Consider the following 7,390-nt stretch of genomic DNA (forward strand, 5'->3'; position numbering starts at 1 on the left):
CTCCTCTGCTTAAAGGCTACCAGCGCGCTGTTACCATTTTCTTGCGGGTATAGAACTCCACGCCGTCCGTTCCATTCGCATGCAGATCCCCATAGAAAGAATTTTTCCAACCGGAGAACGGAAAGAACGCCATCGGCGCTGGAACGCCGAGGTTGACTCCAAGCATGCCGGCATCGATATGCTCACGGAACTGGCGCACGTCGCTGCCATCCTGCGTGAACAGGCAAGCCCCGTTCGCGAAGTCCGAGCGGTTGGAGATTTCAATCGCTTCCTCCAGCGATTCCGCCCGCATGACGGACAGCACCGGGGCGAAAATTTCGTCCTTCCAAATCTTCATCTCGCTGGTCACCTCATCAAAAATCGTCGGTCCGACAAAATATCCGTCACCGCTCACGGCCTCGTCGCTTCGACCATCGCGCACCAGCTTAGCGCCTTCTTGCTCGCCCGCCTCGATATAACGGATCGTGCGCTCCTTGTGAGCTTGCCTAATAACCGGCCCGAGGAAAACGCCTTCGTCCGCTCCGTTGCCGATGGTAATCTCATCGGCCGCCTGCTTCAGCTTCTCCATCAGCGGTTCCGCCACGTCGCCCACGGCCACGACGACGGAGCAGGCCATACAGCGCTCGCCGGCAGAACCGAAGGCAGCGCTGACGATCTGGCTCACGGCAGCATCCAAGTCGGCAGACGGCGTCACGATGCTGTGATTCTTCGCTCCAGCCAAAGCCTGCACGCGCTTGCCGTGGGAAGAAGCGGTTTTGTACACATACTCCGCCACCGGCTGGGAGCCCACGAAGGACACGGCGGCGATGCCGGGATGTTCCAGAATGCCGTTGACCACATCATGAGCGCCGTGAACGATATTTAGAACGCCCTCCGGCAGACCGGCTTCTGCGAACAGCTCCGCCAGACGCTGAGCCAAGAGCGGCGTGCGCTCCGACGGCTTCAGCACGAACGCATTGCCGCAAGCGATGGCGAGCGGGAACATCCAGCACGGCACCATCATTGGGAAGTTGAACGGCGTGATGCCCGCCACTACGCCGATCGGATACCGGTACATGCCGGACTCCAGGTTGGTGGCGATGTCGGGAAGCTGCTTGCCCATCATCAGCGTAGGCGCACCGGCGGCAAACTCCACGCACTCGATGCCGCGCTGTACCTCGCCGTAGGCTTCGGCATAGCTTTTGCCGTTCTCCGCCGTAATCAGGCGTGCCAGCTCCTCCCAGTGCTCCACGAGCAGCTGTTGATACTTGAACAGAATGCGCGCGCGGCGAGGCACGGCCGTCTTGGCCCAGGTACGTCCCGCTTTGTCGGCCGCCTGTACGGCCTGATCCACTTCCTCTTTCGTGGATAACGGGACGTAAGCAAGAATCTCTTCCGTTGCCGGATTGTATACGGGATCGGTTGTTTCGGATCGGGATGGAACGAATTGTCCCCCGATATAATTGCTCAGGGTTTGCGTCATGGCTGGTATGCCCCTTTCGATTGGATCAGTAAAGATAGAAAAAATGAATGCTCTGCTCTACAAGAAATGAAGATTAGCAAAATCACAAGAAGGGGTGAAATTTCTAGAAAGAATACACTCTCAAGAACAGGAGTAATCTCACGAACAAGGGTAATCACAAAACAGGCCTTATCTCAAAAGCACGAAATCTTATGAACGGGCGAAATCTCAGTATTGATAGATCTCAATAAAGATCCTGAGCATGGACTAAACTTAGGTATTGGCAGTAATCTCGCCTCGCTTGCAGCGCTCGATATAATCGTGAACCGCCGCGCTCGTCGGCATCGCATCGGAGCAGCTGTGGCTGGAGATGACGATGCTAGCCGCCGCGCTGCCGAATTCCATGCAGCGCTCGATGGTCCAGCCCTGCATCAGGCCGTACAGAAAGCCGGCAGCGTATGAATCCCCCGCCCCGAACGTCTTGATGACTTTCGCCGGAAAGCTCCGAGCGGTATGGCTGGCACCGCCTGGGGTATATGCGATGGAGCCTTCCTTGCCGTGCTTGATAATCACGATCTTGGCGTTATAATCAAACCATTTGGCCGCCGTGATGCGATCGCTGCGCTCCGGATTGCCCCCGAACTGCTCCATCATGTCAAACTCTTCGCGCGTGCCGAGGATAATGTCGCATGATTCCGCCGCTAAATTGTAATAGGTTGCCGTCTCCTGCGGGGATTTCCATGTGTATGGACGGTAATCGAGGTCAAACGCGATCACGGCGCCGTGGCGCTTGGCATAGTCCAGAGCCAGAAACACGGCTTCCCGGGAAGGACTAGCCGCGAGCGCGGTTCCGGAGATCAGTACCATTTTGGCGGAGGCGATCAGCTCCTCGCTCACGTCCCCTGTTTCCAGCAGCAAATCCGCAGCGTTGTCGCGATACATTAGAATGCTGCAGTCGGTCGGGCTCTTGATCTCGGTAAAGGCCAGACCCGTTACGGCTCCCGTACGATCGATTGTCACGCCCTTCGTCGTAATCCGGTTATCTTCGAGGTACTTTGTAATAAAACGCCCCATCTGATCGTCCGCCACCTTGCCGATGAAGCCTGTATTCAGGCCCAGGCGGGCCATCCCGATACAGATATTGGCGGGTGATCCTCCGACATATTTGGTAAACGTGGTCGTTTCCTCCATCGGCCGGTTAATCTCATTGGCATTCAGGTCGATGCACAGCCTCCCTACAGCCACAAAATCCATCGGTTTTGCGTTATTGAACGTGATTTCACTCATGGATAAACCTCCTTGATCAGATCGGCCGCGGCTGAGCATTCATATGACTGCATGACTCCGTTCGCTAATGGCCGTAATCATTTGCAGCTCTCGTAATACTTACAGTTCAAAAATGTTTCCAACCGATAGACACTCCCAGATCGCTCCGCCCGCACTTGAATGAGTTTACTTTTGTCCGATAAGTATGTTACGATTCCACCCTCGAACTCAGTCGCATCGCCTTGAGCCTGGCTCGACCCTCGAGCCGTGGCTTCAGCCCTGCATCTTCGTCAGGTCTCCAGGCCGTCCAGGTATTCAATCGCCCGTTGAGCATACTCCTTGGCCGGATGAAGCGCAGGATCCTGCTCACCCTCCAGCATCGCCCAGCCGTCATAGCCGCGTTCAACAAGCTCTTTGATAATCTGCGCAAAATCGATGCATCCGTCGCCAGGAACCGTAAACACGCCCCTGCGGATGCAGCTTACGAAATCGCAGTTGTCCAGGCGCGCCTGTTCCAGCACATCAAGCCGGATATCCTTCAGATGGATATACGCGATCCGGTCATAATGCTTGCGTAACAGCTCCAGCGGGTCGTTCCCCCCGTAATAGGCATGACCAGTGTCGTACAGGAGAGACACCAGCGAAGGGTCAGTCATGGACATCAGCCGGTCGATCTCGTACGGCTGTTCCACAACCGTGCCGCCATGATGATGATAAGCCAGCTTCATGCCGTAGCTTGCCGCAATCTCTCCAGCCTGGTTCAGTCCTTCCGCCAGGCTTTCCCATCCGGCGTCATCCAGACGGAGAACGATGCTCTCATTCGGCGTCCTGCGGGGATCGAAGTGAAGTGATCCCCCTACCTCCGCCGTGCTGATCACCTTGCTGCCGAACCCGGCCAGAAACTCTGCGTGCCGTCGGTAATCCTCCAGCTCCTGCCTGCGATAGTCGGGATCGGAGAACAGCACCGACTTCCACTGGGAGACCAACTGAATGCCGCGCGCATCCAGCTCCCGTTTCAGCACTGCCCGATCCTTGGGGAATTTCCTTCCCATCTCCGTGCCTGTCAGACCCAAAGCCGCAATATCATCCACAATCATCTCAAACGTCGTGTCGTCTCCATGCTCCCTAACGTCCTCGCCGACCCAGTTAATCGGATGAATCCCTAGCTTGAACAGCCTGTCACTCATTACCATCGCTCCTTTGCTTTGTTTAGCAGGGGTTTGCTTCCTTGTCCAGATCCCTCAATCGAACCAGCTTCCTTGCTCGAGGCACTTGTATAGCCATTCCTTGCCCCGGACTTTTCTTGCCTCGAGCCGGCTTCATATTGCCCCTACTCCGGTCGTTAGCAAGATCTTACTTGCTTTGCTGCTCCAGCCGCTAGTATGGCCTTGCTTCCTTACTTCGGGCCGCCATCTGCCGCTGCGCTTCGGTCACTTTGCTTGAGGCCGACACCTCCGGCACCTCTACGCGCCACCAGGACTCATAACCGTCGGTGTTCGTTCCCGGAACGACCGGAATCTCGATCAGCGTTGTCACGTTTTCCTTCTGCGCCAGGAGCAGCGCTTCATGCAGTGCCTCCGGCGTGTTGGCCTTGTAGGCTTTAGCGCCGAGCGCACGCGCGTGCGCGGCAAAATCAATCGGGATGTACTCTCCGGTCAAGCGACCAGTCCCCTCTTCGCGGCGTCGGAACTCATTGCCGAACCCGTCGCTGCCGTTGCTCCGCTGCAGATTATGAATGCATTGGAAACCGTGGTTGTCGAACAGCAAAATCGTTATCTTCCGCCCTTCCTGCAAGCTGGTGACCAGCTCCGAATGCATCATCAGGTAACTGCCATCGCCGACCAGCGCATAGACTTCACGGTCCGGCTCCGCGAGGGCCGCACCCAAGGCGCCGCTCACCTCGTACCCCATGCAGGAGAAGCCATACTCCATGTGGTACGTCTTCGGTTCGGAAGGTCTCCATAACCGGTGCAGGTCTCCCGGCAGACTGCCTGCCGCACAGACGATGACGGAAGATGGAGAGATGAACTCATTGATGACGCCAAGGGCTCTCGTCTGCGACAAGCCGTCCGGATGCTCGTGAGCGTACAGCCGGTCCACCTCGCTGTCCCACTCTGCTTTCAAACTGGCAAGCTCGTTTTCTTCGTAACCCGCTAGATAGCCGTCCCTAGACAGCATCTGATGCAGCGCTTTCAACCCTTCCTTCGCATCGGCAATCAGCGCTTCGCCGCCGAGCTTAGCGCCGTCCGCGCTATTGACATTCAGGTTCAGGAACGATACGTCCTCCCTTTGAAACGCCCATTTGGAGGACGTTGTAAAGTCCGAATACCGGGTGCCGACGCCGATAATCAGATCAGCAGACGCCGCGATGCGATTCGCCGCCAGCGAGCCCGTTACGCCCATGGCGCCGAGGTTCAGGGGGTGTTTCCAGGAAAGCGCACTTTTGCCGGCCTGCGTTTCAGCGACCGGGATGCCGAAAGCTTCCGCAAATGCAGCCAGGTCCTTGGCAGCATCGCTGTAGTGCACGCCTCCTCCTGCAATGATGAGCGGACGTTTGCTGGCTGCAATCCGTGCCGCCGCACGCTTCAGTCCTTCCGCCGACGGCGGGCGACGGTCGATGACGTGTACCGTTTTCTCAAACAGCGAATCCGGATATTCGTACGCCTCGGCCTGCACGTCCTGAGGCAGCGCCAGCGTAACCGCCCCCGTCTCCGCCGGATCGGTCAGCACACGGATCGCCTGCCGGACGGCCGCGATAAGCTGCTCCGGCCGGGAAATCCGGTCCCAATACCGGCTCACCGGCTTGAATGCATCTGCGGCCGACACGGTGTAATCCGACGGGGCCTCAATCTGCTGCAGCACCGGATCAGGCTGGCGGCAGGCAAAGTTGTCACCAGGCAGCAGCAGTACCGGGATGCGGTTCACCGTTGCCGTAGCTGCGGCGGTGACCATATTGAGGGCACCGGGTCCGATGGACGAGGTGCAGGCCCATATCTGCCGCCGGTTTTTTTGCTTTGCGTATGCCGCGGCGGTATGAACCATACCCTGTTCGTTTTTGCCCTGAACATAAACCAGGTCTCCCGAGCTTCGTTCCAAGGCCTCGCCAAGACCGGTTACATTCCCGTGTCCGAATATCCCCATCACCCCGTGCACGAATTTCGTCTCCACTCCATCAACAGAAATATACTGTGCATCCAAAAATCTCAGCAGTGCTTGCGCCATCGTTAATCGTGTCGTCGTCAACCGGTTCATCTCCTTTTCAAATTTTCATCGTCGTTGCATCCTATGGATAAAACTTAATGTGAATTAAGCGCTTAACCTGTTGGATCGAGGCGCTTAACCATCTAAGAGTTAAGCGCTTTACAGAAAGTGTATGCCTTACTGGCCGCCCAGCATGCCTTTCAATTTTATGATTTCCACGCCCGCCAGCATCATGATGCCGTCCCGTGATTGTCATTCACCACCATGAGCAGATCCTGCTTGTAATAATCCCCGGTAAAGGAATAACGGGACCCGCTGCATACCCCGTGCACGCTCCCGCGGCGATCGTTGGCTTTTCCGGTCAGCCCCTGCCATGCCCAAATGGCGATATCGGCGAACGCTGGAATCCAGAATTTTCAAAAAGGAAACGCTGTCATTTATTATCAGATTAATCATCTGCTCCAACCGATACAATCTGACGTTTATCACCAGCAGACCCTGGCTTCCAAAGGGGAGCGACAAATTTTTGTACATGGAGACGACCTGCTTCAGTTCGTTCTCCCTCAGACCCGTCATGGAGCGTACGGCCGACCAACCCCGTGCTCCTTCGCGGCGTGCTCGATAAAAGAACGGTCCGGAAACGATGAGAGGGAACTCTGTCCGCTGGTGGTCAGCACTGATTGATCCGAATGACGGTACAAATAGACTGATCAATCAATTCGCTGTCCGTTTGCAGCACGCGAAGTCGTTTCACCAGCGAGTACATCAGATTCTGGTCGGATGACGGGGTACTGAACAGATAGCTTGAGTATAGGGAACTTGCCTCCATTTCGTTCAGCACGTTCATCTCAATCGCATGGATGGAGCGGTCAAGGTCTTCCATAATAAATCTGGTGGATATACCGTTCGCCTTGGCCGCCTCTTCGCGTGAGGCCTTGTTAAACATAATAAAAGAAAGAAACACGATAAGCGTAATGGTGATAAGGAAAATGGGGAAATAGCAGCTTGCGATACCAGTTTTGCTGCAAAGAGGTCATTACTTTCTCTTCCAGGTTAAGCGTTTTACTTATGCTTGTGCTATATTGTAGCACGGCTTTGTCCCTCAATGGAAGAGCGGTGACTCCAAAGGAAGGACTCCTGAAAGGCATCTTTTACCTTACACCATGGTCATTCTGATTCGAGAAACTAACTCAGACGATGTTATTAGTGCAAGATTTTACGAATACTGTCCTCTCCATCTCTAACACTTGAATACAATCGGTTTCTTCCTGCTTCATGCATCATTCGCACCGAAAAAGCAGCTACAGTCTATCATCTTCTCAACACGGTACTTAAAATCATGACCACCCGTCCAACGGGTGGTTTGCTCTTGGGGTATAACCCCTTGTTGCCAAACTGCGCCTAAAGACGCTAGCCTGACCACAAATCCGTTCAGGCTCAGTGTTTTTGTCACTTTCACTTACCAGTTAAACTGGTTTATTT

Annotated in this window: 6 protein-coding genes; all 6 read right to left on the reverse strand. The window is 55.3% G+C overall.

Translation table 11 applies throughout. From position 1 onward, the window contains the following. Nucleotides 1–16 precede the first annotated feature (16 nt). Entirely contained in the window at nucleotides 17–1,462 is a 1,446-nt protein-coding gene (locus AB4124_RS27025; RefSeq protein ID WP_441974749.1) for a CoA-acylating methylmalonate-semialdehyde dehydrogenase, read from the reverse strand. A 252-nt stretch (nucleotides 1,463–1,714) separates the two neighbouring features. Further along, a complete protein-coding gene (iolC, locus tag AB4124_RS27030; RefSeq protein WP_441974750.1) occupies nucleotides 1,715–2,728 on the reverse strand; it encodes a 5-dehydro-2-deoxygluconokinase in 1,014 nt (337 codons plus the stop codon). A gap of 269 nt (nucleotides 2,729–2,997) precedes the next feature. Then, nucleotides 2,998–3,894, reverse strand: a complete 897-nt coding sequence (gene iolE, locus AB4124_RS27035) for a myo-inosose-2 dehydratase (RefSeq protein WP_441974751.1) — start codon at nucleotides 3,892–3,894, stop codon at nucleotides 2,998–3,000. Nucleotides 3,895–4,084: 190 nt separating this feature from the next. Then, nucleotides 4,085–5,950, reverse strand: coding sequence for a 3D-(3,5/4)-trihydroxycyclohexane-1,2-dione acylhydrolase (decyclizing) (gene iolD, locus AB4124_RS27040; protein WP_441974752.1), 1,866 nt, complete (start codon nucleotides 5,948–5,950; stop codon nucleotides 4,085–4,087). A gap of 210 nt (nucleotides 5,951–6,160) precedes the next feature. Further along, entirely contained in the window at nucleotides 6,161–6,622 is a 462-nt protein-coding gene (locus AB4124_RS27045; protein ID WP_441974753.1) for a hypothetical protein, read from the reverse strand. Next, nucleotides 6,579–6,854 carry a hypothetical protein gene (locus tag AB4124_RS27050; protein ID WP_441974754.1) on the reverse strand — a complete coding sequence of 92 codons (276 nt, stop codon included), beginning with the start codon at nucleotides 6,852–6,854 and terminating at the stop codon, nucleotides 6,579–6,581. The genes AB4124_RS27045 and AB4124_RS27050 overlap by 44 nt, the downstream gene beginning before the upstream one ends. Nucleotides 6,855–7,390 lie beyond the last annotated feature (536 nt).

The sequence above is a fragment of the Paenibacillus sp. 2KB_20 genome, from assembly GCF_052115765.1.
Classification (GTDB): Bacteria; Bacillota; Bacilli; order Paenibacillales; family Paenibacillaceae; genus Paenibacillus_AQ.

Bases quoted from the DNA above. Each gene is read 5' to 3' on its own strand.
- iolE (WP_441974751.1), bottom strand. From the start codon at position 3,894: ATGAGTGACAGGCTGTTCAAGCTAGGGATTCATCCGATTAACTGGGTC.
- iolC (WP_441974750.1), bottom strand. From the start codon at position 2,728: ATGAGTGAAATCACGTTCAATAACGCAAAACCGATGGATTTTGTGGCT.
- AB4124_RS27050 (WP_441974754.1), bottom strand. From the start codon at position 6,854: ATGTTTAACAAGGCCTCACGCGAAGAGGCGGCCAAGGCGAACGGTATA.
- AB4124_RS27025 (WP_441974749.1), bottom strand. From the start codon at position 1,462: ATGACGCAAACCCTGAGCAATTATATCGGGGGACAATTCGTTCCATCC.